Annotated in this window: 24 protein-coding genes; 6 read left to right on the top strand and 18 right to left on the bottom strand. The window is 56.9% G+C overall.

Going from position 1 to position 25244, the window contains the following annotated elements; translation table 11 throughout:
* Window positions 1-41 precede the first annotated feature (41 nt).
* Window positions 42-995 (bottom strand): homocysteine S-methyltransferase family protein, encoded by a 954-nt coding sequence (locus RBB47_RS23425; RefSeq protein WP_305988325.1) that lies wholly within the window; start codon window positions 993-995, stop codon window positions 42-44.
* A gap of 97 nt (window positions 996-1092) precedes the next feature.
* Window positions 1093-1632, bottom strand: coding sequence for a LuxR C-terminal-related transcriptional regulator (locus RBB47_RS23420; protein ID WP_305988324.1), 540 nt, complete (start codon window positions 1630-1632; stop codon window positions 1093-1095).
* Between the two features lie 222 nt (window positions 1633-1854).
* Here RBB47_RS23420 and RBB47_RS23415 point away from each other — a divergent pair, with 222 nt between their 5' ends.
* Window positions 1855-3390, top strand: a complete 1536-nt coding sequence (locus RBB47_RS23415; RefSeq protein WP_305988323.1) for a multicopper oxidase domain-containing protein — start codon at window positions 1855-1857, stop codon at window positions 3388-3390.
* A gap of 143 nt (window positions 3391-3533) precedes the next feature.
* Here the strand turns inward: RBB47_RS23415 and RBB47_RS23410 are convergent, their stop codons facing one another.
* A complete protein-coding gene (locus RBB47_RS23410; protein WP_305988322.1) occupies window positions 3534-4055 on the bottom strand; it encodes an SRPBCC family protein in 522 nt (173 codons plus the stop codon).
* Between the two features lie 54 nt (window positions 4056-4109).
* Entirely contained in the window at window positions 4110-4307 is a 198-nt protein-coding gene (locus RBB47_RS23405; RefSeq protein WP_305988320.1) for a tautomerase family protein, read from the bottom strand.
* A 103-nt stretch (window positions 4308-4410) separates the two neighbouring features.
* Between RBB47_RS23405 and RBB47_RS23400 the strand changes: the two genes are divergently transcribed.
* Window positions 4411-4983 (top strand): TetR/AcrR family transcriptional regulator, encoded by a 573-nt coding sequence (locus RBB47_RS23400; protein ID WP_305988319.1) that lies wholly within the window; start codon window positions 4411-4413, stop codon window positions 4981-4983.
* Between the two features lie 51 nt (window positions 4984-5034).
* On the opposite strand, the gene tcuB is transcribed toward RBB47_RS23400, so the two are convergent.
* A complete protein-coding gene (gene tcuB, locus RBB47_RS23395; RefSeq protein WP_305988318.1) occupies window positions 5035-6102 on the bottom strand; it encodes a tricarballylate utilization 4Fe-4S protein TcuB in 1068 nt (355 codons plus the stop codon).
* Window positions 6092-7477: an FAD-dependent tricarballylate dehydrogenase TcuA gene (tcuA, locus tag RBB47_RS23390; protein ID WP_305988317.1), complete on the bottom strand. Its 1386-nt coding sequence runs from the start codon at window positions 7475-7477 to the stop codon at window positions 6092-6094. Before tcuA ends, tcuB begins: the two co-directional genes overlap by 11 nt.
* 79 nt (window positions 7478-7556) lie before the next feature.
* On the opposite strand from tcuA, the gene RBB47_RS23385 reads away from it, so the two are divergent.
* Together RBB47_RS23385 and RBB47_RS23380 are read left to right on the top strand one after the other, a co-directional pair.
* Complete coding sequence (locus RBB47_RS23385; protein WP_305988414.1) at window positions 7557-8477, top strand: LysR family transcriptional regulator; 921 nt, start codon at window positions 7557-7559, stop codon at window positions 8475-8477.
* Window positions 8478-8602: 125 nt separating this feature from the next.
* Entirely contained in the window at window positions 8603-9031 is a 429-nt protein-coding gene (locus tag RBB47_RS23380) for an acyl-CoA thioesterase (protein ID WP_371932841.1), read from the top strand.
* Between the two features lie 32 nt (window positions 9032-9063).
* Here the strand turns inward: RBB47_RS23380 and RBB47_RS23375 are convergent, their stop codons facing one another.
* From RBB47_RS23375 to RBB47_RS23340, 8 genes are all read right to left on the bottom strand, one after another.
* Window positions 9064-9894: a hypothetical protein gene (locus RBB47_RS23375; RefSeq protein ID WP_305988316.1), complete on the bottom strand. Its 831-nt coding sequence runs from the start codon at window positions 9892-9894 to the stop codon at window positions 9064-9066.
* Between the two features lie 448 nt (window positions 9895-10342).
* Window positions 10343-10633 (bottom strand): DUF1330 domain-containing protein, encoded by a 291-nt coding sequence (locus RBB47_RS23370; RefSeq protein ID WP_305988315.1) that lies wholly within the window; start codon window positions 10631-10633, stop codon window positions 10343-10345.
* A 116-nt stretch (window positions 10634-10749) separates the two neighbouring features.
* The gene (locus tag RBB47_RS23365) at window positions 10750-11640 is read right to left on the bottom strand and encodes a haloalkane dehalogenase (protein ID WP_305988314.1); all 891 of its coding nucleotides are present in this window, start codon (window positions 11638-11640) and stop codon (window positions 10750-10752) included.
* A 251-nt stretch (window positions 11641-11891) separates the two neighbouring features.
* On the bottom strand, window positions 11892-12857 hold the full coding sequence (locus tag RBB47_RS23360; RefSeq protein WP_305988313.1) for a hypothetical protein: 966 nt from the start codon (window positions 12855-12857) through the stop codon (window positions 11892-11894).
* A 308-nt stretch (window positions 12858-13165) separates the two neighbouring features.
* The gene (locus tag RBB47_RS23355; RefSeq protein WP_305988312.1) at window positions 13166-13690 is read right to left on the bottom strand and encodes a peroxiredoxin-like family protein; all 525 of its coding nucleotides are present in this window, start codon (window positions 13688-13690) and stop codon (window positions 13166-13168) included.
* 72 nt (window positions 13691-13762) lie between these two features.
* Window positions 13763-14470 (bottom strand): TetR/AcrR family transcriptional regulator, encoded by a 708-nt coding sequence (locus RBB47_RS23350; protein ID WP_305988311.1) that lies wholly within the window; start codon window positions 14468-14470, stop codon window positions 13763-13765.
* Between the two features lie 212 nt (window positions 14471-14682).
* The gene (locus RBB47_RS23345; protein WP_305988310.1) at window positions 14683-15573 is read right to left on the bottom strand and encodes a hypothetical protein; all 891 of its coding nucleotides are present in this window, start codon (window positions 15571-15573) and stop codon (window positions 14683-14685) included.
* A gap of 200 nt (window positions 15574-15773) precedes the next feature.
* Complete coding sequence (locus RBB47_RS23340; RefSeq protein ID WP_305988309.1) at window positions 15774-16847, bottom strand: C4-dicarboxylate TRAP transporter substrate-binding protein; 1074 nt, start codon at window positions 16845-16847, stop codon at window positions 15774-15776.
* Window positions 16848-17026: 179 nt separating this feature from the next.
* Between RBB47_RS23340 and RBB47_RS23335 the strand changes: the two genes are divergently transcribed.
* Together RBB47_RS23335 and RBB47_RS23330 are read left to right on the top strand one after the other, a co-directional pair.
* On the top strand, window positions 17027-17536 hold the full coding sequence (locus RBB47_RS23335) for a TRAP transporter small permease (RefSeq protein ID WP_305988308.1): 510 nt from the start codon (window positions 17027-17029) through the stop codon (window positions 17534-17536).
* Between the two features lie 13 nt (window positions 17537-17549).
* On the top strand, window positions 17550-18866 hold the full coding sequence (locus RBB47_RS23330; protein ID WP_305988307.1) for a TRAP transporter large permease: 1317 nt from the start codon (window positions 17550-17552) through the stop codon (window positions 18864-18866).
* A 19-nt stretch (window positions 18867-18885) separates the two neighbouring features.
* On the opposite strand, the gene RBB47_RS23325 is transcribed toward RBB47_RS23330, so the two are convergent.
* The 4 genes from RBB47_RS23325 to RBB47_RS23310 all read right to left on the bottom strand — a co-directional run.
* The gene (locus RBB47_RS23325) at window positions 18886-19791 is read right to left on the bottom strand and encodes a LysR family transcriptional regulator (protein WP_305988306.1); all 906 of its coding nucleotides are present in this window, start codon (window positions 19789-19791) and stop codon (window positions 18886-18888) included.
* A gap of 127 nt (window positions 19792-19918) precedes the next feature.
* The gene (locus RBB47_RS23320) at window positions 19919-20956 is read right to left on the bottom strand and encodes a hypothetical protein (RefSeq protein WP_305988305.1); all 1038 of its coding nucleotides are present in this window, start codon (window positions 20954-20956) and stop codon (window positions 19919-19921) included.
* 410 nt (window positions 20957-21366) lie between these two features.
* Window positions 21367-21714 carry a hypothetical protein gene (locus tag RBB47_RS23315; RefSeq protein ID WP_305988304.1) on the bottom strand — a complete coding sequence of 116 codons (348 nt, stop codon included), beginning with the start codon at window positions 21712-21714 and terminating at the stop codon, window positions 21367-21369.
* A gap of 215 nt (window positions 21715-21929) precedes the next feature.
* Window positions 21930-25244, bottom strand: a 3315-nt coding sequence (locus RBB47_RS23310; RefSeq protein ID WP_305988303.1) for a DUF5801 repeats-in-toxin domain-containing protein, incomplete at its 5' end; no start/stop codon positions are given.

Here is a 25244-nt window from a genome sequence, read left to right as displayed (position 1 = left end):
AACGCGTCACCCGTGCTAAGGTCCCATACCAATTCAAGCCATTAGCTGAAGCGCCGGGAAAGCTCCCTTATGTGCTCTGGCCCGACCTCGCAGCACCCCCCGACAATGGTCGCTCCGTGTTTCACCCATCCGCCGACATGATCAGCATAGGCGTCCGGGGTGAGGTCGACGCGCGAGGTCAGTTTCGTTACCGCGCTGCCGGCGGACAGGAATTCCTTGCTGATCCCGGTGAACCCGTTGGCATAGCCACCAGTCGGCAGATCCGTCTCCGGGATGGCGTTCAACCCGGCGGCCACCGCTTCCGGTATGGAGCAGTTCAGGAGGATGGCCTGCGGGGACAGCGCCGCAACTTCGCGCACGGCATCTGAAAGGCTTTCTCCCGAGCGCAGTTTGGTGCCGTCGGCATCGTCGACCGTCAGGCCGATCCAAACCGGTTTTCCGTGACCAAGAGCGCCCTTGACGGCGGCCCTTGCCTGTTCGATCGAAGCGATCGTCTCGATCAGGTAGGAATCCACGAAGTCAGACTGGATACGGCAAATTTCCGCGTAAAGCTCGGTGGATTCATCTTCCGGCGGTGCGCCGTCATGGCTGTAGGACCAACCGAGCGGACCGACGGATCCGACCACCGAACCGGACCCGTGTGCATCGCGCGAGCGGCAGGCGATTTCACAGGCCTGTTGCTGCAGCTTTTCGAACTGGTCTTCAATCCCGTTCGGGCGCAGGCGGTCACGATGGATCGCATAGGTGTTTGCCGTTGCCACATGTGCGCCGGCGGCGAAATAGGAATCGTGGATCTCGCCGACCAGGTCCGGCCGTTCCATCATGATCCGTGTCGACCAGAGCCCTGTGGGTTCCAGCCCGCTCAGGCGCACAAGCTCCTGGCCCATGCCGCCGTCGAGAATTGTTATCTTTTGCGTTTCCACCACTGCACCCGGATATCTGTTTGTTCTGTTTACGATCCCGGCACTGCGAAACGGCAGGTTCGCGCGCCGCATCGCCGGTCTCGTGTCCAAGCGTTCGGGGGTTATATCTCGCTTCCGGAGCCTGACAAGGCCGGGACGCGACGTTTTCAGGTCGCGATGCGTCGATTGTTCACGCGCCCTGGGCTGGTAAAGGATCGAGCATGTCCTCGAAGAACCAGGCGGTCAGTTCGTTCCGGCTGGAAACACCGGCTTTCCGATAGACGGTGGAGGCCTGTTGGCGGACCGTTTTCTCGCGCGTTTCCCTGAGCCCTGCGATTTCCCGGAATGAAAGCCCTTTCAGCATTCCGATCACGACATCCTGCTCACTGGCTGTCAGGTTCCAGGCGTCGAACTGCTTTTGCATGACGGCACGGTATTGTCCGGCAAGCTCAACAGAACGGGAGTCGAGCCGTGCCAGTTGGCCACGCGCCTTCTCAAGCTGTCCACTCAGTTCCCTGAGCGTTTTTTGATGGACGCGGCGATCGTACAGAAAGGCGGCCAGGACCAATGCGCTGATCACAAGTCTGGCAAGATCATCCCCCATGGACGCGAGCGTTTCACCGCCGCGAAATTCGTTGAATACTTCAACGACGCTTGTGGCAAACACAATGAGAACGAACACGGCAAAAAAGGTGCGCCAATTCCACAACGGTCCGTTCGTCTCGAGCATGAAATCGTTCCCTGTCTTGCGTGTCTTTGGCACCCTAGCCCCCGGGTTGAGCCACCTGAATTGACCTTATGTCCCATAGCCGGGACGGTCGATCCGGCATTTGTCCGATGGACGCATAAGCACGCGTTTCCCATTCACTTTTACATCGAGTTTTTGCGCGTTGTCTCGCCGCTACCGGCAGGGAGCGCCCCTTCACTGTATCTGTTGATTTGGAGATCAGAAATGTCGCTCACGTTGTCCCGGCGCCGATTCCTCGCAGGCGGCCTTTCACTCACGGGTGTCTGCCTTGCAGGACCGTCATGGTCGAACACCGCGCGGCCGGCCCTGCCAATACCACCCCTTGCCGACGGCACCAACGGCGAGCCGGTGGATCTGACCATTCGCACCGGCCTGTGGTCTTTCAAACCGGGTGTCATGACACCGACGCTCGGCATCAATCAGGACTATCTGGGTCCGACCATTCGCACACGGCGGAACACGGAGCTCAACCTCAACTACCACAACACATTGACGGAAGGTGTCTCCGTCCACGGCCACGGTCTTCATGTACCGGGCAACGTGGATGGAGGTCCGCAGCTGGAAATGCCTCCAGGCGAGCGCTGGCAGCCAACCCTGTCGATCGTTCAGCCGGCAGCGACGTGCTGGTACCATTCCCATACGCACGGAAAAACCGGAACCCAGACCTATCGGGGCCTCGCCGGCATGATGATCATCGATGATGATGATGACGCTGTCTCGAAAGAACTCCCGAACCGCTACGGTCTCGACGATCTTCCGGTGATCATTCAGGACAGAACCTTCGATGCGGCGGGAAGGCTGGTTTATTCGCTCAAAGATGCCGGCGAAGATGGATGGTTTGGCGACACGGTCGTCATCAACGGCGCCATGTCTCCTGTTGCCGACGTGCCTGCCGGCAAGGTTCGTCTCCGACTCCTCAACGGCGCCAATGCACGCTTCTACATTCTCGCGTTCGCCGACAACCGGACCTTCTACAAGATCGCCAGTGATGGCGGTTTGCTTGAAGCGCCCGTGCCAATGAAGCTCATGGAAATGTCTCCCGGCGAGCGGTGCGAAATCATCGTCGATTTGTCCGAAGACACGTCAGCGGAGTTGTTGACCTTTTTTGAAGACGACATTGACGCTGAAGAAGAAGGCATCCTTTCAGGTTTGACGGGTCTGCTGGATGGGCCAGCTCAACCTGCTGCTCCCGCCTCGCTGCTCCTGAAAGTCGACCGAAGCCTGGTTGCACATACCGCTCCTGTTCCGGAGCAGTTGGCGACGATCATCAGACCGAGTGAAAGCGAGATCAAACAAGTGCGGGAGTTCGTGCTCGAAATGGATCACGGTGAGGGCGACGGCAGCCATACCGGTCACGGAGGAGATCACGCCGCCCACGCAGGTCATGGGAACATGAACATGACGATCAACGGCGCGGTGATGGACATGAGTGTCATCAACGAGCGTGTCGAGCGCGGCGTCTGGGAACGCTGGCGTATTCGTTCAGATCAAGGGGCGCACCCGTTCCATGTCCATGGATGTTCGTTCCTGATTGAACAAATGGAAGGCGCAAACGCGACAGCGGACCAACGGGGCTGGAAAGACACCGTGGTGCTGGATGACGATGACTGGTCTGAAATCGTCGTCCGGTTCGATTATCTCGCCAGCGAAGACTATCCCTACATGTATCACTGCCACATCCTGGAACATGAAGATCAGGGCATGATGGGACAGTTCACGGTGACCGATAAGACCGGATAGCAGATAGGTTGGTGCCGCCTGACTGGCAACAAAAGTCTGTACGAAATCCAGTCACCAGTTGCACAGGCTATGGGACATTGCTGTCGATGGCTGGTACCGCCAACGACAGCAATTGTGCGCTTTCACATCACTTGATTGTCAAATCAGGCGAAAGCGGCGCGGGCCGCAACGGCTTTTCTTGATGCGTCGGACTTGACTTTCCGGGGATGCGCTTTGCCGGTTTCGGCAAAATGCTTCAGCTCTTCCGTCGCCTCACGGAGAACCTTGCCGAACTGCATCTTCATCATCGGCCCCATGAGAAAATTGAAGGGGAATGAGATGTCGGCGCTCAGCTCCATCTCAACCCTGCTTTTGTCCGCCATTGGGTAGACAGTCCAGGAGTTCACCAGGCGCTTCACGAAGCCGGGCATCTTGTCGCCAGTGGCGGAATAGGCAAGGTGCCGACGGTGTTCGTCATAGGATTCGATCGTTTCGGTAAACGGCCCTAACGACGTCTGACAGACACGACCCGCGACAGGTGCACCGTCGATAGCCGGCGTACCGGCGCGCGCGCTCGAAAAATAGACGCTCGATGCCCAGTCTCCTGCCCGAGTGTAGTTTGCGCCCAGTATCTCCCAGACATGCTCGGGTGACGCATTGATAACCAGGGTTCGTTTGATTTTCATGATCTGTCTCCGGATGTGATGAAAACGGGTCGATACGCGGTTAGCGGTCTCCGCTCAGGCAACGACGTTCCCGCCCATCGCGTAGCCGCCTTCCGCTGTCTCTTCGATATGGACGTTGATGAATTGCTTGATGTCCCCCTTACCGCTTTCACCAGCGACAGAGTTCAAACCGTCTGTGAGCTTGGTGACAATTTTGGCTTTTTCGTCCTTCGACCAGGCAGCCTTTGGAACGGTTACACGAATGGTTGGCATGGCTTTCTCCATCTTGTTGAGCGGCACATTGAATTATGCATCGCGTGATGTATATTACATGAGGAAACGTATTTTGCAACAAATGATGTAAAATAGGCTGCGCATGCCCAGACCCCGCAAGTTCGACGAGACAGAAGCGCTCCAAAAAATGGTGATGGTCTTCTGGCGCAACGGCTTCGACGCCACGACAACGCGGATGCTGGAGGAAGCCACAGGCATAGGCGTGCGCGGGATTGCCAACGCTTTCGGAGACAAAGAGGAAATTTTCCTGAAGGTTCTTGCCGTTTACACCGAAATGGCCCGGGGCGTCATCAATCAGGTCTTCGACCCGCCCCGTCTTGAAGCTGCGCAAATGATGTTCCAGGGACTAGCGCAGGCGACGGACGATCCGGAAGATGTGACCAATTGCGGCTGTCTGATGGTCAACACGGTCTTTGAACTTGGCCGCGCGAGCCCCAAAGTCCGGGAAGCGGTGGAGGATTATCGTGCCATGTGGCGCGAAGCCTTCCATGCGGCTTCCGTCGCCGACGGTGTGAGCGATCCGGATTCGCGCGCTGAATTTCTGCTCGGCCTGCTCTGGGGCGCTTTGAGCCAGGTTCGCTTGATGGGATCGACCACGGCTGCAGCCCCCATGGCCAAGGTCGCCGTCGAGACAATTGAGAGCTGGAAAAGCTGAAGAACTTGCGAAAACTTCCATGGCAGCGTTTCTGCCAACTTGTTTCGCCATTTACCCCGCCGCCTTGCGCTGCTCGTCCCTGACCAGTGCTGCAAGGCGGTAGAAGCCGTGGGCCATCTTGGTGTAGGGCGTCAGCAGGAAGAAGCTGAGCACAGAGCCAAGGTGGATCGCCAGAAGGGCCGGCATCGCTGCGGTGCTGCCGAGCGCATAAAGCGCCAAACCGGAAAGTGCCACCAGGAACAGCAGCAGGATGAAGCCCATTTCCCCGCCCCAGGCAGAGGGAGCGCCGAGGCTCCTGTCGGCTTTGAGCTTCAAGCGGGCCAGTTCGACCGTGCCGAGAACCATCAGGATGCCGCCCGGAACGCCGAGCAGTTTTGGCAGCGACCAGAACGAGTAGGGTGCCGGCATGTCGAAGACATAATGCAGGATCGTTCCGGCGGATGTGGACGCAAAGCAGAGCAGGAAGCCGTACATGACCGCCTGGTGCGCAAGGCGCCGGGACTGGCTGAACCGGTCCTCGTCCTCGAAATTGCAGCCGTCGCCATGGCCTCCGGCAAGGTTCTTCATCTTAGCCGCCGACCCGAAAGCGCCGACAATCTGTTCGAGCGTCACGCTGGTGCCGCCGGTCTCCTTCCAATAGCGCCGGAGGCTGACGGCAATGCTGGCCAGCGGGAACAGGAAGGCGGGCAGGAAAATCGCCACCATGGCCGAGTGGGAAAGAACGGCGTAAAACCCTTCGCCGCCGGCAGATCCGAGTGCCCGGAACGCCAGAAACAGAACCGCAAAGCCAAGGATCGTTGCGATCGCAATCATCACGCCGCTCTTTTGAAAACTGCGCGCCAGCGGCGCTGGCCAGGCGAAGCTCTCCCAACTGTCCTGACGAACTTCCGCAAGGGCTTTCGGCAGGTTCAGATCGAACTCATGCGGCGCCGTGTACTGGCAGGCATAGTAGCACCCCCGGCAGTTGTGGCAGAGATTGGCCAGCTGGGTCAGGTTGGCGTCGGAAAAGAAGCGTTCCTGGTGCAGGGCCGGAAAGACTGAGCAATAGCCTTCGCAATAGCGGCAGGCATTGCAGATTTCGGCCTGACGGCGCGCTTCCTGCAGAAGATCAGTTTGCATAATTGGCGGCCTCCCGGCCCGCGATCCGTCCGAAAACGGTTCCGATGGTCATGCCGAAACCAGCGAGATAGCCTTGTCCGAGGATCGATCCGGCCATGGTCTCGCCGGCCGCCCAGAGGTTCCTGATCGGTCCCGTATCCGTGCTGCATTGAGCGTTTTCGTCGACCTTGAAACCGAGATAGGTGAATGTGACACCTGTGCGCAGGCTGTAACCGTAAAACGGCGGTGTATCGATGGGTCGTGCCCAGTTGGTTTTCGGCAGGTTGATGCCGGTCGTCTTGACCCCGTCCAGTTCGGTCGGGTGAAAGTTGGACGTGTCTCCGCAAGCCGCGTTGAAGGTTTCGACTGTTTCCCTTAGCCGATCGGCGGGAAGCTCCATTTTTTCGGCAAGTTCTTCCAGCGTGTCCGCCTTGATCGGCGGAAAAACCGACGGCATGAACAGATCCAGGGACTTGGCATCAATGATGACGTAGCCCACCTGGTCGGGCTGGTTGGCAACAAGACGGCCCCAAATCGCGTAACGCTTCGGCCAGACGTCCTCACCCTCGTCGTAAAAACGTTCCGCATCCTTGTTGACCACGATGGAAAACGGGACGCAATCAAGGCGGGTGACGATACCGCCGTCAAATTTCGGCGCACGGCCGTCAATCGCCACAGCATGGCACTGGGTCGGATCACCAACCGAGTTGACGCCCTGATCAAGCAGGTCTGCCAGCACGACGCCACGGTTATAGGGCGTGCCGCGGATCAGGAAGTTTTTGGCCGGAGGTCCCCAGGCGCGGGTGAGCCAGTCGGTGTCGGCCTGAAAGCCGCCGGATGCAACAATCACTGCCTTGGGAGTCAGCTGCCCGGATTTACCTTCATGCGTATAATCGACCCGCGTGATCCGGTCACCGTCAAGTTCCAGATGGGTGACATTGGCCTCATAAAGAACCTTCACCCCGAGTTTGTCGGCCGTCCGGTAATAGGCGTTGACCAGCGATTTGCCGCCGCCCATGAAAAACGCGTTGGTTCGCGCCAGCGACAAGGTGCCGGACAAAGACGGCTGGAAACGGACGCCGTGCTCTTCCATCCAGGGCAGGCATTCTTCCGAGGTGCGAATGGCGAGGCGCGCGAGCTTCTCGTCGGTCTTGCCACCCGTGACCTTCAGAAGATCCTCGAAATACTCGTCCTCGCTGTAGTCTTCTATGAGTGGGCCCAGCGGACCGGAGTGCATGCACCTGAAATTCCGGGTATGGCGTGAATTGCCACCACGATAGGCTTTCGGCGCGGTCTCCAGAATGATGACCTTCGCGCCCTTTTCCGCTGCGGTCATCGCCGCGCAGAGGGCGGCGTTGCCTCCACCGATAACGGCAATATCGTATTGGCTGGTCATGGTTTGCTTCCTCTCAGGAACGTCATACCAACCGCACTATTATTTTGACTATTGTTGGTTTTTTATCGATTATTGCGTGATGCGCATCAATTTCGATTTCAACGATCTGGACGCCTTTCTTGCAGTCATGGAAACGAGTTCGTTTCATCATGCTGCGGAGCGGCTGAACCTGTCGCAGTCAGCAATCACGCGCAGAATCCAGAAACTGGAGGAGACGCTCGGGTCCGCGCTGTTCGAACGCACGACGCGGGCAGTCAAGCCGACACTGGCGGCGAAGCGGCTTCAGGCACGGGCCGAAGCCATGTTGGAAAGCGCGCGTGAAACAACACTTTCCATGCGGGACGAAAGTGTTGCCTTTGCCCACCAGCGCGGTCTTGTGGTGACCATCGCGACGATCCCGACCGTGATAAGCTCGCTGCTCATCCCGGCAATCAGGAGCCTAAAGGATCAACAGGATGGCATCAGGGTCCGTTTACTGGATCATGCTGCCAACGAAGTCGCCGAAGCGGTTTCCGGCGGCGAAGCGGACTTCGGTATCTGCTCGATCGGTTCCCTGGAACCAAACACGGTTTTTGAACCGCTTTTCGATGATCAGATTGTGCTGGCCCTGCCGAACAAACATGGTCTTGCGCAAAAGCAGCAGGTCTCCTGGTCCGATCTGAGACAGGAGCCGCTCATCCTGCCGGCGCGCGGAACGGGGAACCGGTTGCTGATTGACGATGCCCTGGCCCGGAGCAGGCTGTCGGCACAATGGACCTACGAGGTCGGGCGGTCGACAACGGCAATGGAACTCGTCAATGACGGTCTTGGTGTCGCGCTGTTGCCGCGATCCGCGGTCGGTTCTGTTTCAGGCCGACATCTCAAATTCCAAAACCTCTCCAACCCGGTGGTTGCGCGTCCCGTGGGGCTTCTGACCCGCGTGGGCGTCTCCGACAACTCTGCGACCGGATTGTTGAAGTCGGCGCTCAGACGATGCTCGCAAAGCCTCGGGCACGATTGATCTCCTTTGACCGGTCGGCAGGACGTGACCGAAACGCATGACACCGACGCAAAAAATCACATAAGCTCGAGCCTGCCCTTCGAACGGTTGGGTGGCGAGCTCGATGCGCAATACGGGAGGCAAACTTGGAAATACCCTTCAGAACCAAACGCATGCTGAATTTTGGCGACTGCGACATCTCCGGAACGGCCTATTTCCCGTCCTATCTGAACATCCTGAATGGCGTAAACGAGGAATTCTGGCTGAAACTCGGTTTTCCGTGGCACAAGATCATCTGGGAAGAGCGCTGGGGAACGCCGACCGTTCACATTTCCAGTGACTTCTCCAGCCCGTCCTTCTTCGGCGAGGAACTGGAGTTTGAGGTCACGGTCCAACGGGTTGGCCGCTCCTCCGTAACCGTTCATCACGAGATCAGCTGCAAGGGGCAAAAGCGGTGGTCGAGCACGCAGGTGCTTGCGGCCAGTGACCTGGACAAACATACGTCCATCCCCTGGCCGGACGATGTCAGGAAAGCGCTGGTCGCCTGCCTGACGGAGCCTCAAGCGGACGCCTGAGGCCATAGCGAGTCAAGTGTCGCGACACGGTCTCAGAACTGGTACCTGCTTTCCAGCAGCAAGCCGTAGCGCTGGTAGTTCTGTTCGTACACAAGCTTGTCGCCGCTGGAAATGTACCGTCGATCAAAATTCGATTGCAGCCACCAGTACCGCCCACCAACACCAACTTGCCAGTTTTGTGTCAAATCGACATTTAGCATCGCGTCCGCCTCAAAACCATAAGTCCAGGCACTTCTCCAGCTCTCGTCCCGGGTAGCGCTCCAGGGCGTGTCGACCCTGTTGTAGCTCCATGGAACCGCCGCAGCATCGAACGACACACCAATGCGCTCAGTTATGTCTGCATCGACTGTCATTCCTAAACGAATCGCGTGCCAATGCCTTGTCTGTTCGAGGATTGAGGAACTTTCCTCCGCCTTCACACCGTCATTCAGAAACTGGTAGCCGACGAATCCCTTTAAGCGTACGCGGTCATTTGCAAATTGAGCTAACCGCCAGCCCCCATCAACAACAACGTAGGCAAGTGTGGTTTCCTCAAGCGGGCCACTGGGATAGCTGCGAAAGTTACCTTCTCCATCGACATTCTTGCCCAGACCCAAATAAGCTCGCGCGAAAGCAGTGGACTGTGTGTCCTCCAACTCACCAACCAGCTCCGCGGTGTGCGAGGAAACTCCGTCCACACTGTTCCAGTGGAAGTCACCAGTGTCGAGATCCGAGTGGGACTGGCTGTACCAGTAACGAAGTCCGATGCTGCCCCGCAATGCGGAACTTTGGTACTGCACTGTTTCGGGTGCGCCATAGTCCGCTGCGTGGGTTGGAAGCGAAAAGAACAACACCGAAAAAAAGAGCAAAAAACGACTGGCCATAACCCCTGCACCCGATAGAATTTGCACGCACGATTCGCGCTAAAGATGCATTGATCAATTGCAACTTATGGTTAATGAAGCATGAAGGGTCAGAGCAGAAATACGCGTCCGGAATTCAATTTAGTGTTGCGGCTAAGTTATTTTCACGCAGCTTATTCTTTTGTGTGTCAATGTGTTACCAAGCTTGGTGGGCCTGCGGCGTGTCGACTTTTTGCTCCAAGCGTGCGGTCAATCCATAAAGCTCTCCACAGTCTTCAAGGCCCCGTTAAGGTCAATGCATCTGCGCGGGGAGGCATGGAAAATCGCTCCGTGAAAAGGAAAGCGCCGGCACCCCGTAAGGGGTCGGCGCTTTTTTTGTGATCGGTGTCAGGCGGAAGTAAAACCCGTTCCGGCGTCAGGTACAATATAATGCACAGTTGCACATCTCTCTCGAACCAAAACAACGTTCCTAGACGCCTTCGACAACCACCGTTTCAACTTCACCTGCACCGCTGCGCCGGAACTTTGCCGCCGCATCGTATTCCGGCGACTTGAAGCAGGAAGTTCCAGCTTCCAGAGAAGGGAATTCGATGATTACAAAGCGCTCGAAATAACTCGGGCCTTCCATCAGCTCATAGTTGCCGCCGCGAGCGAGGATCTTGCCCTCGTATTTGGCAATAATGGGGGGAAGAAGATCAGTATACTTCTTGTACTCCACCGGGTCGTTGATCTTTGATCGCGCCATCCAGTATGCAGGCATCAGAACATCTCCATTGTTTATGCAGTCGGTGATCAAGCGGCGGCCGGACGCTGACAAGGTTTGGCCGCCACCCGAAAGGGGTGTTTCGGTTCGCAGATTTGTGGTTCTGGTTGCGCCTAAGACCGCACTTCCGAGATAAATTCAGCAAGCGCCTTGCCAAGCTCGTGGGGGGCGTCCTCTGCCACGTAATGCTTGGAGTGAAGCGTGACCTCGCGCTGGTTCGGCCATTGGCGGCAGAACTCGCGGGCGGCACCGGCGGTCCCGTGCCCCTGATCCGCATTCACGAACAGTTTGGGCATATCGGTGCTGTTCGCCAGCCAATCACTGTATTGCTTGATCGGTGCATGGTTTTCATCGGGGTCACCGTCAAAAACGATCTCGCGCGGCCAAAGGAGAGTCGGCACCCGAGATGTCTCGTTATCGGCATAAGGTGCGCGATAGACGGCCTTTTCTTCTTCGGAAAAGTCCCGGAGCGTACCGAATTCGAACAGCATCTTTTCAACGAAGAAATTGTCTCGAAGAACCATCTGCTCGCCTTCGGGTCCGCGCAGCTTCCGGAACATCGGCTCCCGGCCTTCCGGCAGATCGCTCCAGTAACGCGGCCGCACCATGGCCTCCATGTAGACAATTCCTGCGAACATTTCCGGATAGCGGCAGGCGCGATAAAAGCCGAGAGCAGCGCCCCAATCATGCACGACCAGGATGATGTTCTTCAGCGCGAGCTGCTCGAACCAGGCGTCCATGTATTTCACATGATCCATGAACTTGTAGCCGTAACGCAGAGACTTTCCGGATTGCCCCATGCCGATCAGGTCCGGCGCCAGGCATCGATTGTTTTCTTGTGCGTAGGGAATGACGTTGCGCCACATGTAGGACGATGTCGGGTTGCCGTGCAGAAAAACCACCGGGTCTCCCTCACCGACATCGACATAGGCCATTTCGCTGTCGAGCGTTTTCATTCGCTTCATTTCAAAAGGAAAGTCAGCCGATATCTGGTTCTCGCTCATTCTAGTCTCCAAGATTTTTGGCAGGTAAGGGGGATCTGGCTTCAGGTGTCCACGCGACCGGACATCTGAATTCCAGGCATCTTTGCAGTTGAGATGTTCCGTAAAGGTCGGTCGGGAGAGGATTTCTCCCCCGCGCAAAGGAGGCGGGTCCTGCCTCCTCAGTCTCTCGTGTTTTGTCCGGTTTTTCCCCGACGCTCGGGTATGACCAGGCTGCACCGCATTTCGATTGGCGCAACCTGGCCACTCCAGGTTTATTGAGGCAGCGCGGTTGCGAAGCCGACACCGCCGAACACAAGCAAGTTCGGGATGAAAGCACAGTCGGCGCAGTATTCCGGGTTCTTGAACCGTGTTGACGACAGCCGCACGTTGGTTCCGAGAACAAAATGCGCGTCAGTCGAATCCTGTGCGAACTGAAGAACATTGGAACCCGGCGTCCGGTCAGCATGGGTGAATGTGTCGCCCATCTGCTTCTTGAAGTTCGTCAGGATCGAGTCCTCACCGGTATCCGGCAGGCCCGCCAGCACCAGATTCACGTTGGGATCGGCCATGGCCTCGCGGATCTGGTCTGCGTTTTCCAGCGGTCCGACGCCGTCGGGCAAGGGTACATTGGTGCGCACGACCGACATGTTCAGTGGGAAGTATGCCGGGGTGATGTCCGAGATTCCCTTGCGGCGGGCGTTGATCGCGTAGGCGCCGCCGATGACGTCGTAGCATCCGGCGCTGTTGCGGCCTACCGCCGTACAATCCGGATCGTTTGTCGTCGAGAGCCAGCGGTACATGTTGTTGTTGCCGGTCTCCTCGGTAAACTCCACCCAGTCAAGCGCAATGTCGGTTCCATAGTGATTGCTCAGCTTTTCCTGAACGATCTCCCAGTAGTCGATCGAGAGGCCAACAGGTTGCGTCTTGTCGGGTCCGGGAACAGACCACGGCGCGCCGACAGCGATCCAGCCAAGCCGCAGGGTCTTGTCGTCGATGACCTTGTCGAGGAGGGTTCCCTCACTGACTTCAGGATACGGATAGTCCTTGGAGTTGACTAAGGTCTTATCATTGAGGTCTGGCAGTTCGAGTCCGTATTTCGCCAATACGTCAACGTAACGCGGGTCTTCAATCGCTTCTCCCATGGCAGCAACGATTGCGGCCTTGAGTTCTTGCTGCGCAACAGCGGGTGTTGTTAAAGCAAAAGCGGTAGCAGCAGCAGTCAGAATCTTGCCGAGCATTTGTATCCTCCCAAACTCACGGTGAAATCCCTAGATCTGGACCAGGTGTTTTCTTTCTCGCGCGCTTGAAAATTATGCACTGCATGCGCCAATTCGCCCCATTACAAGACATGTTGGCGTCTATCAACAAACCGTGCCGCCTTTAGCCAATTCAGGAATATCGAGGCCCACGAGAGGACACCCGCGCCGACGTGCGTCGTGAAACGCAGACATATGCCGGGCATCGGCCGAACTTCAAAAGATTGGAGAAGGGGGCCGGACAAACGCGCAGGGCGGGCCCGCCCTTCAAGTGCCTCAGGAGGGAAAAGTCAGGCGGAGAACGTACCTCGTGCCGGATAACTGTTCTCCAGCGCATAGCCGACCTTGGACAGGAGCATTTTCAGGTCCGGGCGCGACCAGGGCATGTTCGAGATGTCGGCGAGGTAGAGCTTGCCATCGGGACGGACCCAGAAGAGGCCCGGTTCGGTAAAGACGTCGGCTTCAACGTCCTTGAACGCTTGGGAAATCCAAAGACCCCATTCCCTGGCCTGCTCCACCGTTAGCGAGTGTGCAACACGCAGCTTGCCTAGGTTCCAGTCCTCTGCCGATTTGGCGGCAACGGCTTCGTCGTTCATCGATACAGCGACAACGCTGAAGCCCGCAGCTTCGTACTCGTCGAGAATTTGGGCAAGGCCGCCCACGTAGCCCTTGCAGATGGGACAATGGTATCCGCGGTAGAAGAGGACCATTGTGAAATTTTCAGGATTTTCTGATGCCAAATCAAACGTGCCGCCACCCAGGAGCGGCACGACCAATTCGGGAACCTGAGTGTCGGGTGTGAGTTTCGAGCTCATACCTAGTCCTTCAAAGCGTTGACCTTGACCAAAGACTAGCGCGGACGGCAGCGCGACCCGTAATCACATTCCTTAATGGTCTATATCAACATTGTTGCCAACCGCACGCGCATAGACATCGGCCGCGACGGCGAAATACATGTCCAGTGCATCGGAGATCACACGGTCCATATCCAACGGGACCGGTAGATTGAGAACGTGCCGGCGCCAGCCGTAATGCAGCAAGCCGCCATGCATCTGCCAGGCCGCTTCCATTTCCTCGGTTGCCACATAGGCGTCATCCGGCAGACCGAGTTCCACCCTGTGCTCGCGGACCAGCTGCTTCAGGATGAGTTCTTCCACCAGATGGTTGTACCATTGGTTGATTTTAGCGTCCCGAAGGCCTGCAAAATAGGCGATGCGCAGCCATTGTGGCGTAAAGTTCGCCTCGGTATAGGCTCGGTAGAACGCAAGAAACCGCTCCCGCACCGACAGTGATCGGTCCTGCAGACCGTTGTCCCATTCCGGGTCCCAGCTCTCCAGGTAAACAGACCGGTAGACCGCCTCGATCAGGCTGTCCTTGTCGGGGAAGTATCGGTAAAGCAGCGGCTGGGTTACGCCGACCCTCTTTGCGATATCCCGCGTTCCGCCGCCAAATCCGACATCGGCGAAATGCTCGACCGCCGCCTCCACAATCTCGCGCATGCGTTCGTCGGAAGACTTGCGCCGACGGGTCTGCGGAGCCTCCAACACAGTGTCAGCGCCCTTTTCCGGCAGGGCTTGATCTAGTGTCTTGGGCACGTCGCATACCTGTCAGGTTCGAATTGCTGGTTGTATATCAAATCACATAACTGAAAACAGCTGCAATTTCATCGGGCAAAAGGTTCAAGGAACCCTGCTGCCCAACAGATTTCCTTACAGTCTACGGCATCAAGATCCATTCGGACCTTCCTCGGCGCCAATCATCTTGGCGCCTTCCTCCCGCGCGGGTCCGCGAAGACAGTTCCTGGCATCTAAACCAGATCGAATTCCCGTCCAGAAGCCGTCACACTTGCCATCAACGGCAAAACTTCCTTCACAAGGCGTTCGCGTTGCCGGCACGCTTCGGCATGGTCCAGACCCAGATCGACGCAGTGCAAGGTGCCGAACGGCCCTACCAGCCTGCGCAATCGGACCAAACGTTCTGCGACCTCCTCACTGGATCCGGCGATCAGAAAGTCTCCTGCGTTTTGTTCCCTCATCGTCCTCGACACCGCCCAGTTCAAGTAGCGAAGCGCGGGACCGTTCAGATAGTCATCCACCAGAGCGCGGTCATCGCTGACAAAGACAAATCGGGCGATATGCCATTGGCACGGACGAACGCGTTTAAGCGCATGCGTGGCGCCTGCAACAATCGCCGGCCAATGCCTGGACACGTCCCGGCGTGATTGCCAGGCGGGCGAATAGACATGGAACCCATGTGCTGCGGCCCTCGCAACATCCGGAACCCGGCCCGGCTTCGGCAACACAAGCACCTCGGGAAGCGACGCCGCCATCTCCCTGCGCCCTGAAGCGCAAGGCTGTGTGGTTTCGGACAAGGCGAATTCCATCGCATTGTCGCCTGTCCCGAACCCTGCCAGCCTGTCCGTATCAAGACCGAGAACCAGACGCCCCTCCAGGCCATCCCGTGCAGATCTCACCGTCCTGCGCAAACTGTGAAGCGACTCAGAACCCGGGGCCGGTAAATCAACTCCAATTCGAAGCCGGTGCATTGGCGGCAAGGCCTCCAGAACGTCAAGGCCTCTTCCGGAAAGGTGATACTGGCGAAGACCCAATTCGTCACTGTGACTGACTTCTCTTCGCAGTTCGCTTGCTGACAAGCGCGGTACCAAAGTGTTCGACGACCGCATCCATGCAAGGCGCATTTTGCTCTCCCACTGTGACACGGAGCCCATCACAACGGCTCCGTATCAATTCGTAGGAGCAATCTGGCCTGCAGGAAAAGCAATATTAGCTAATCGAGTCTATTACATTTCCTGCTAGTGTGATGAATCTGAAGTCCGTTCGAAGTGAGTTGAACAATGAGACGAACTTCAGATTCGGGTGACCAAGCCTGGCGTTATCCCTACTGGAGCTGATATTCCACAGGCCAATCGTGGCCGACTTCCTTGGCCGCTTCGATGTAGGCCTGCATCACGTCCAGCGCCGGCAGTCCGCGGCCCTCGGCTTCCGCCGCCTGCTTTTTCGGGAACTCTGCCAGGCTCTGGGCCCACGCCACGCGTACGTCTTCCGGCAACTCCTTTATGATCGCGCCGTTTTCGGACAGAGCCGCCAGACCGGATGTCTGGACCGCATCCATCGCCGCACCGTTGCGCTCTTCCCATTCTGCGCCGACTTCCAGGATGATTTTCTGAACATCCTCCGGCAGGCTGGCGAACTTCTTCTCGTTCATCGTCATCATGATCACGGGCATCGCCCCGAACCCGATCAACGTGTAGTAGGGTGCCGGTTCGTAGAACTTGAACCCGTTATAGGCCGACGGGACCATTAGCCAGCCGTTATAGACGCCTGTTTTCAGAGCAAGGTACCCCTCCGGCAACGTGGACTGGACCGGGATCGCTTCAATGTAATCGAGCCACGGAAGGTTGGGACCTGCGCCACCGACCTTGACTCCCTTGAGGTCTTCGATCGTTTCCCACTCTTCCTTGGTGCCGAGGTGGTAATTGTCCCACACGCCAAGGCCGAGGAAGCGCTGGCCGTATTCGTCAAGCATCACGTCCTTGAGCCAGGGATTGGACTCATAGACCTTTCGGGCAGCGGCAATCGCATCTGAGGATTTTTCCGGTCCGAACGCCAGGTAGTAAGGGAAATTGTGCAGGAACATCTTGGACGGCTCAAAGCAGATGCAGAATGCGCCAACATCCAGGATACCCTGCTGAACTGATTCCAGTGTCTCGGCGACGCCTGCGATCGCGCCGCCATAAGCTTCGATGAAGGTGACCTCGTGATCGGTTTCTTCCGCAACCCGCCGCGTCACTTCGGCCGCAAAGAACTCCGACATCGTGTTGACGTACGGCGTCGGGCCTTTCGGATGACCGGAGCCAATACGCAATGAAAACGAATCGGCAAGTGCCGGTGTTGCGGCCATTGCCGCGCCGATAACGGCCGAAAATGCCAAGCGACGTAACTGCTTTTTCATGAAGTCCTCCCTGGGGCCAAGCCCCCGTGTCTTTCCAGCTACTTCCGCGTCTCCCAAGCGGAACAACCAGACCAATGCTTCCACTGTTTCACTTTTTTATCAAGTGATAAATAAACAATTGCGTGACGTCGCAAGAACCATTACGACTTAAAAAAAACAGACGAAAAGTGGAGGAGCGCATGAGATTTCAGCATGTTGTGAGAGTTGCCCGCGCAATTCACATCCTGTCGTCGCTCTGGGTTTTCGTCCTGGCGCTCGTGATTTTGACGGACGTTTTCGGGCGCATTCTTTTCCTCTCGCCTTTGCCGGGGACGAAAGAAATTCTCCAGAATTCGGTCATCATGATCACGTTTCTGCAGTTGCCGCTGGCTATTTTTTCCGGGTCGATGCTGCGCACGACACTGGTGATCGATGCCATGCCTCCAGTCGTCAAAAGGTTGCTGCGCAGCCTGTGTTTCATACTCGGCGCAGGCCTCTTTGCGGCCATCAGCTACGCAACCGTTCCGGAGGCGCTCGATGCGCTGCGGCTTGGAGAATACGAGGGTGAAGGCTCCTTGCGGATCTACACCTGGCCGATCCGGTTCCTGATCGTCGTGACCGCTGCGTTTGCGGCATTCGCCTATGTTTCACTGATCATCGCGGACTGGACCGGTGCGCTTGGTCCCTCAGATTCTCTGACCGACCGGTAGGAAGCGCGCCGTCATGACCACCACCATTTTCGTTTTCCTCGGCATCATGATGACCCTGGTCTTCCTGGGTGTGCACGTGGCCGTCGCACTTGGTGTCGCAAGCTTCTTCGGCATCATCTGGATGCTGGGGAGCGTCGACATCGCCTTCTCGCTTTTGTCGGGAACCGCCTATGAGGCGCTTCGCAAGGACATCTTCATTGTCATTCCCCTGTTTGTTCTGATGGGCGAGTTTATTTCCCGCTCCGGGGCGGCGAAGGATATCTTCAACATCTGCAATCGGGTCTTTTTACGTTTGCCGGGATGCCTCGCCGTCGCGACAGTTTCTGGTAACTCCATCTTCGCGGCCATAACCGGTGTCTCGATCGCGTCGGCTGCAACATTTTCGCGCCTTGCCTATCCGGAAATGGTGGCTCTTGGTTACAAGCGCCCCTATGCGCTCGGAGTTGTCGCCGGCAGCGCCTGTCTCGGCATGCTCATCCCGCCCTCGATCCTGATGATCATCTGGGCGCTTCTGACGGAAATCTCTATCGGCGCCCTGTTCATCGCCGGTCTTGTTCCGGGACTTCTTCTCACGGCGTTCTTCTTTGCCTATTGCGTGATTGTTGCGAAGCTCGATCCAGAAACCGCTCCAGCCAGCGCACCAGACGCATTCAACCACGTGCCCGTGGCGCAAAAGCGCTCCGAGCTGATCAGCGCCCTGGCAATCACAGGACTGATCGCTCTTGTGATCGGCGGGATCTGGGGCGGCTTTCTGACACCCACGGAGGCTGCCGGTTTTGGCGCCATCGGAGCGCTTCTCGTCGGGCTGCTCAAGGGAATGAGACGGCAGGAGCTGCTCGATGCCGTTTACCGTGCGGGGCGCACAACGGCACCGTTGCTCATCCTGTTGATCCTGGCGTCCATGTATTCGCGTTTCCTGGCAATGGGAGGCGCGGTCAATGTCATCAACTCCACCATGCTTTCGATCAGCGACAACCCGATCATCATCATGCTGATGATTTTCACGGTTTGGCTGATCCTCGGGATGTTCATCGATTCCACCTCGATCATTCTACTGACGGTGCCGATCTTCGCGCCCATCGCAGCGACCATGCAGATCAACGAACTTGCCTTCGCGATCTTCGGCATCCTGGTGATCGAGGCGGGATTGCTCACACCCCCCTTCGGATTGCTAATCTTTACGGTCAAGGCAGCCGTACCGGATCGAACGGTGTCCCTCGGCATGATCTTCAAAGGGTCCATCCCCTATTGGATCATGATCCTGGCCGTCGCAGTTCTGGTGATTGTTTTCCCCGGCCTTGCCAGCTGGCTGCCGCAGACTGTCTTCTAGGGCGAGGGCCTGTTGAGGGTCAGGTCTCGAATTCCAGGGCCGTATTCAGCTCTTCCTGCAGGACATCGGAAAACGCCTGCGCGGCGCGGCCCATGGGCTGCGCCTTGTTTGAAATCCGCATGTATTCAACGCTCATCGACGGATCGATCAAGGGGATAAAGCGCCGCTTGCAGCCGTCCCGGTCCGGCCGGCTCAGCACGGACGGCAAAATGGACAACCAGTCCGAATTGGCGACCAGGTCGAGCGTCCCCATCATCGCGTCGAGCTCCATGAGCTCGGCGACCTCGATGCCGTTGACCGCGAGATAGTGTTCTATCCTGCCCCTTCTGACGTTGACTGCTGTCGGGACAATCAGTTTCAACGGCGACATATCAGCCAGACGCACTTGCTTGAGGTCCGCGATCTTACTGTTTCCCGCGCACACCAGGCACTCCCGGTCGACCGCCATCAATGTGGATTCAAGACCCAGATCGGAATCCACTGCCGGAACGATCGCGAAATCGAGAGCCCCTTCCGACACGAGATTTGAAAGCGTTGCCGAATAGGCTTCTTCGATCGTGACGCGCACGCTTGGAAACTCGCTGGTAAAGCGCATCATCGTGAAGCTGAGAATTGTCCCGGTGAAGCTGGGCATCAGGCCGATGCGAATATGATCGGAGATCGCGCCGGACAGCTCACGCAGACTTTCCTCAGCCTTCGCCGTCGCGCTCAGAACCTCGACTGCCCGTTTGTAGAAGATGTGACCGGCCTCGGTCGGCTCAACTCCCGCCCAGCTCCGTTCAAACAGACTGACGCCATACCGGCTTTCCAGTTTGCGCACATGCATCGAAAGCCCGGACTGCGTGGCATTCACCCGGTTTGCGGCCGCCGAAAACGATTTTTCCTCATAAACGGCAACGAAATAGCGCAACTGCTGAAACTTCACGGCTTAACCCTTCCGGCCAGGTTCAAGGAGGCAAATTTGCGCAGACTGAATTCTTGCGCAGATTCAAATCCTTCCAGCCACATTGGTCAAGTCTGTTCGCAGTTTTCAACTGCCCGCCCTGTGGGCCTCAAAATCCGGCCGGAGCACGCTTGATAACGGTCAGTTTGCCGCCATCAATCTTCGTGATCTCGTAAAGACGCTCCACCGTCCCGTCCTTGGTGAAACGGAATGCACCTGCTGCGCCTTTGAACCCCTTGCTGTCGCCGAGGCGTTTGCGGGTGATGGCCCTGGAACCGTGCTGGCGCACCAGACCGGCCGCAACAGCCACAATGTCAAAGCCGTAAAGGCTCATTTCCGTCGGATTTTCTCCAAACTTCTTCTGATAGCGCTCCGTGACGAAACCCCAGCTGGAACTGTCCGGCCGGGCTACAATAGCATCGCGCATCTTCGGATTTCCGACCAGGCTTTGTCCCCAGCCCGTATGTCCGATAATCACCGGCTTGGACTTCAGACGTTTGAGTGCCGCGGCAATTTCAACGACCTTGGAATTGCTCTCAACGAAGCCGACAGCAGTTATGTCGCCAACCGACTCAATCGACTTGGCAAGGGCTGTTCCCTTCGCATTCTTCGCGTATTTGATGATTTCAACGGTTCCGCCGACCTTTTTCGCCAAAGCTTCCAGATCTGCGTCCGACTGAGTTTCAGGTGCAAGAACCACGACCGGGGCGCCGGAAGGTGAGGCAAACCGAAGTCCCGCGACAAGACTGTCCATGTCGCTGGCGACCATCGACAATCCGTCCTTTGTCAGCGGCTTGTCTCCCAGAGACACATTGACGGCGCGGCCGGGAGGGGACGAGTGCACCTTGTTGTCCGGCGCATAAAGCGCAACGAGGGACGTGTTTTTGAGGTCGCTGTAGTCGGGGCTGCCGGCATTGACGATCGCCAGCTTCAACTTGTCGGCCGACAGGTGTTCATGAGCCAGAACCGCCCCATTGCGAATCTGCTTTGCCGTCGCGGCGTTCGATCCTTCGAACGGCAACACCAATGCCAGTGTGGCATCGCCGGAGCCGATGACCTCGGCATTCAGCGGCGGCCCGACATCTTCGACCTGATCCAGGGTTGTTTCGCCGGCATATTGACAGGCGCTGAGCGCAATCAACGCCAAAAAGAAACAAGATCTTCTGAGGATTGTGATCATGATTTGCGTGCGTCCGCATGGCTCCCCGGCATGATCCCGCCGAAGTGTTATCAGGGCCGTCTTGCCGTGACGGCGTGTTGTTATTGCCCACACTTTCCGACTGTTATTTCAAATCATCATCCAGGGTACAGATTGCTGAAACCATCCCGTTCAACTGTTGCAATCATCACCAAGATTGGCGACCCTATTTAAGTTTTGCCCACCATAATCTTGCTCAAAAATGGTCTTTTTCCGAACCGACTGCTTCGACTAGCGGATTTGTTTTGCGCAGCTGGTCAATCAAAGTAATCGAGCCGCCTCACGGAGACCCTTCAACGACATGCTACGGTTTAAGAACATCGGACAGAGCTCGCGTCCACCGGAGGAAGCTCCGCCGGTCAATACATGTAGCTGACCATTCTCTGGTGGAAGCACTCGCACTTGTTGATGTTTTCCGCATCGCGGGTGTTGGTGCGCAAATAGCCATAGGCCTTACCGCACGCAACCTTGGCTTCGGAGGCCCAGGTGAAAGCCGGGCTGGTGCTGTCGATCCAGCGATCGTCATCAGCCACGTTTACGGCTTCCGTCATCAGCCGCACAACCTCGTCACTCAACTGGGAATTGCTTTCGATCGTCATGAGCTGTGAAGGCTGAACGAGCTGGCAATATCCCCCGCCAAGATCCGCGGCATGACCGGCCTGAAACGTCAGCGGGACAAGCGCAATGGCGAACAAGAGTTTCTTCATCAGTTTCCCTCACGGATAAGGTATTCAAAGATTTATGCTTAAGTCAGCAAAATGGTCAACTTAACAAAGTGTTCGAAGCACCTGCGGAGTGCAGAAAGTTGGAAAGTGTGACATTGGCACAACCCTTTTGGCGTCTTAAGGGCTGTTTGCGGACACAACCGGCACCGGTGAAAACGCCACCAGCGCCGGCCGAAGTTTAAATGCCCGCTCAGGTTCTAGACATTCGTCCCCTTGTCGCCATCGGCGTCGTTGTAGAGGATGCGAACGGTTTCGTCCGTCACGTTGAAGTTCTGAAGCGTCACGACCGTTTGGTAGCCGTTGCCTCCTCCATCGGTATCCACCTGAACATCGGCGTTGCTGCCATTTTGGACCACCTGGACGTAACCTGCGGCTTCCGGATCTTCGCCGGACGACAGTCCGTTGATCAGTGCGGTCAGGTCGATCTCGTCAACGCCCGCCTCGAAATCGCCGATGATATCGACAGCCGTCGCATCGTCGATCACGAACGTGTCGATATCGCCGTCACCACCACCGTTCAGTGAACCGCCCCAGAGCAGATCCACGCCGAGACCACCGGCAAGAACATCCTCACCGTCGCCGCCGATAAGGGTGTCTGCGCTGTCGCCGCCGACAATATAGTCGTTCCCACCGGCACCATCCAACGTCGACCCATTGTCGTTTCCGATAAGGATTTCGTCCTCGTCGGTGCCGGTCACAGTAGTGCTGTCCACCCCTGTGACGCTGACATTGGCCGTGTCAGTGAAACCGTTGCCGTCAGTAATTTCGTAATCGAAGGAGCCGCTGGAGAAGGCTGCTTCATCTGCAGAGACTTCAACACTTATGTAGTCAACGCCAAATGCATCGTCGTCGTCCCAATTGACAAATGCGACAGTCAACTGGTTTGACGCATTTAGGTAATCGTTGAAATTGCTGGTGATGCTTCCACTCCAAAAGCCGCTATTGGAGAAGCCATCGAGTTGCACCCATTGCGACGTGGTGTAATTCCAGATGCCCAAGTCACTTCTGTTGTCGGTCGAATTCGCGTCAATGGTAACTTCGATTTCAGATATGGAAGCGGCAGCTTCGCCGATTGAGAATTGAGCCCAGAAAACGGCATGATCGTCGTTTCCAGGGTCCGGCACATCCCAGTCACCGTTTCCATCTTCGGCGATATCTTCATAATCGTCATTGGTCGCCTCGCTGGCGGATGGAGCTCCCGGACCACCAATACCGACTGCCTCAGTCAACTCAAACAGGCCATTGTATTGAGAGCCATCAGGATCAAACTCGAACTCATAGGCGAAATGATCGTTTGTGCCGCGCGTAACGCCAGCAAAATCATAGAGCCTTGTGATTTCCTGCGGAGCTGGATCAAACTGAACGCCTGCCGAAACAGTGCCACCGGTCGGGTCGCTCACTGAAGTCACATTAAGCCCATTTCCGCTGCCATCGGTATCGTTGTTCAACAAAGCGTCGTTGGGAATATCGATCGGTGAGAAATCCGTGATGTTTGTGAGAACGAAATCGCCCGCCGCCTTGGGCGCTGGAACGACATCCACAGAAAGCGTTGCTGAACTCGTGTCCCCGTCATTGTCGACAAGGGTATACTCAAACGCTTCGACGCCGGTACTTGTTGAACCGGTAGCGCTATACGTCCAGGCACCTGTTACGAAGTTGAACTCAAGCGTCCCGCTCGCAGGCGTGGTGACGGTCAGTTCCGAACCTTGTTCTGTCGGGTCGCCTCCGTTGTTGGTGATTTCGTCCGCCGTGGCATCATAGGTATAGAGCACGGTTCCGACCTGGATAGACAGGATCCTGCCGCCGTCCTCCCCAAAGGAATCGTCGTCCCCGCCGCCGACAACACCGTCATCGCCGAGGAGCACGTTGCCTGAAACCATTTCGGCACTTACAAGATCGAGCAACGTTTGGATCAATTGGTCAAATGTATTGACCGTTATGACGGTGTTGTCTCCATCAACTTCGTCGACATCCTGAAGATTCGACGGATCCAGGTTGTTACCGATACCGATCGTCTGAACGGTGACATCATTATCCGTGACCAGATTGTTCCAGTTCGTCTGCGTCGACAACTGAAGCGAATGTCCAGGCCGCGTGTTCTGATTTGGATTGCCGTCACTCAGGAAGAAAACCTGGTTGTTGTAGTCGGCATTCGCTGGCGTTTGCGTTGCATTGAAAATGCTGATCGCCTCATTGATAGCGTCTGTATAGTCAGTCGCGAAAGTGTCCACAGGACGATTGCTTTCCCAGGCATCCAACTGGTTTACAAAGCTGGTAAAATCGGTAAACGGTCCTGCCGACGCGGCGTTTGCGCCGAATGCGACCAGCTGGATCTGCACATCGCCTGCCCCATTGAAGAACGCCTGTCCGGCAGCTTCAACGGCGTCCAGCATTGTCGCCAGTTCGTTGCTATCAACACTGCCACTGAAATCAAGCACGAAGAGGACGTTGAAGTCCGTCTGCCCCAGAGCAAGCTGCGCGCTGTCATCAATTGCATCCGGCCCATCATCCTCAAACGAGATACTGAGCGCTTCGTTCGACGTCAGCGCAGCGGTGTCGCCGTCGCCATCCGTTACCGTAACCGTGACATAGACGAAGTCGCCAAGCCCGACCGGTTCGTCATGAGAACCGATATCGCTATGCGAAAGTGCCGCATACTGGGCAATGACCACGTCGGAGCCGTCGATTCCGATCGCAAAGGCCACCGGCCCATTTGCAGCATCGCCGGCATTGTCGCCTGCACGGCCAACAACAATCCCCTGGTCCGTAAACAGGAAGATCGACTGGCCTGTCGAGCTGAGCGACAAGTTGGTTTCCGTTTCGTTGTGGGTATTGCCACCGCTGTCAGTCAGACTGACAAGTTCACTGCTTAGCCCATCGGCACCGGCACTGAATGAATACGTCAACGCCGCCGCCAGCGTGGCATACCCGATTATCTGGCCGTAGTCCCTGCCCAAGAAGAGAGCAGGTGCAAGGCTTTCGTCATTGGGAATCGCGTCTCCATCCTCATCTCTCTGCGATCCGTCGGTGCCAACGGATTCGTCGAGAGTGGCGGTGTCTGAGGTGATTGAGACTTCCGTTACGACAGGACCATCATCCTGGAACTCGATGCTCAGCGCATTGGCGCTCGTCGCACTCGACGTGTCGTTGTCGCCATCCGTCACCGTCTGGACAACAAAGACAAGACCCTCAAGATCGACACTGTCGTCGTGATCAGACCCGGGATGCGTGCCGCCCGCGGCAAGATCACCCCCAACCGGATGCGTCAGGGACACTCCGCTCTCAAGCGTTACCGTGACCTCACCAAACTCAGAACTCGTGTCGTCATTGTTGATCGACACCGTGAATGCCAGCGTACCGCCTGCTCCGCCCTCGCGGCCCTCGAACGTCTGGTCGTCAACCTTCACAAGCTCGATCTCTGTCGTCGAACCCGTCAGGTAAAGACCCGTCGCAACAACAGGAACTGACAGCGCGTAGCTCACAGACCCGGCTCCGTCAGCGCCATAGGCAGG

It is taken from the genome of Roseibium sp. MMSF_3544 (assembly GCF_030732845.1).
Taxonomy (GTDB): domain Bacteria; phylum Pseudomonadota; class Alphaproteobacteria; order Rhizobiales; family Stappiaceae; genus Roseibium.
The sequence above is the reverse complement of the archived record's forward strand: the minus strand, read 5'-3'. Positions and strand labels throughout refer to the sequence as shown.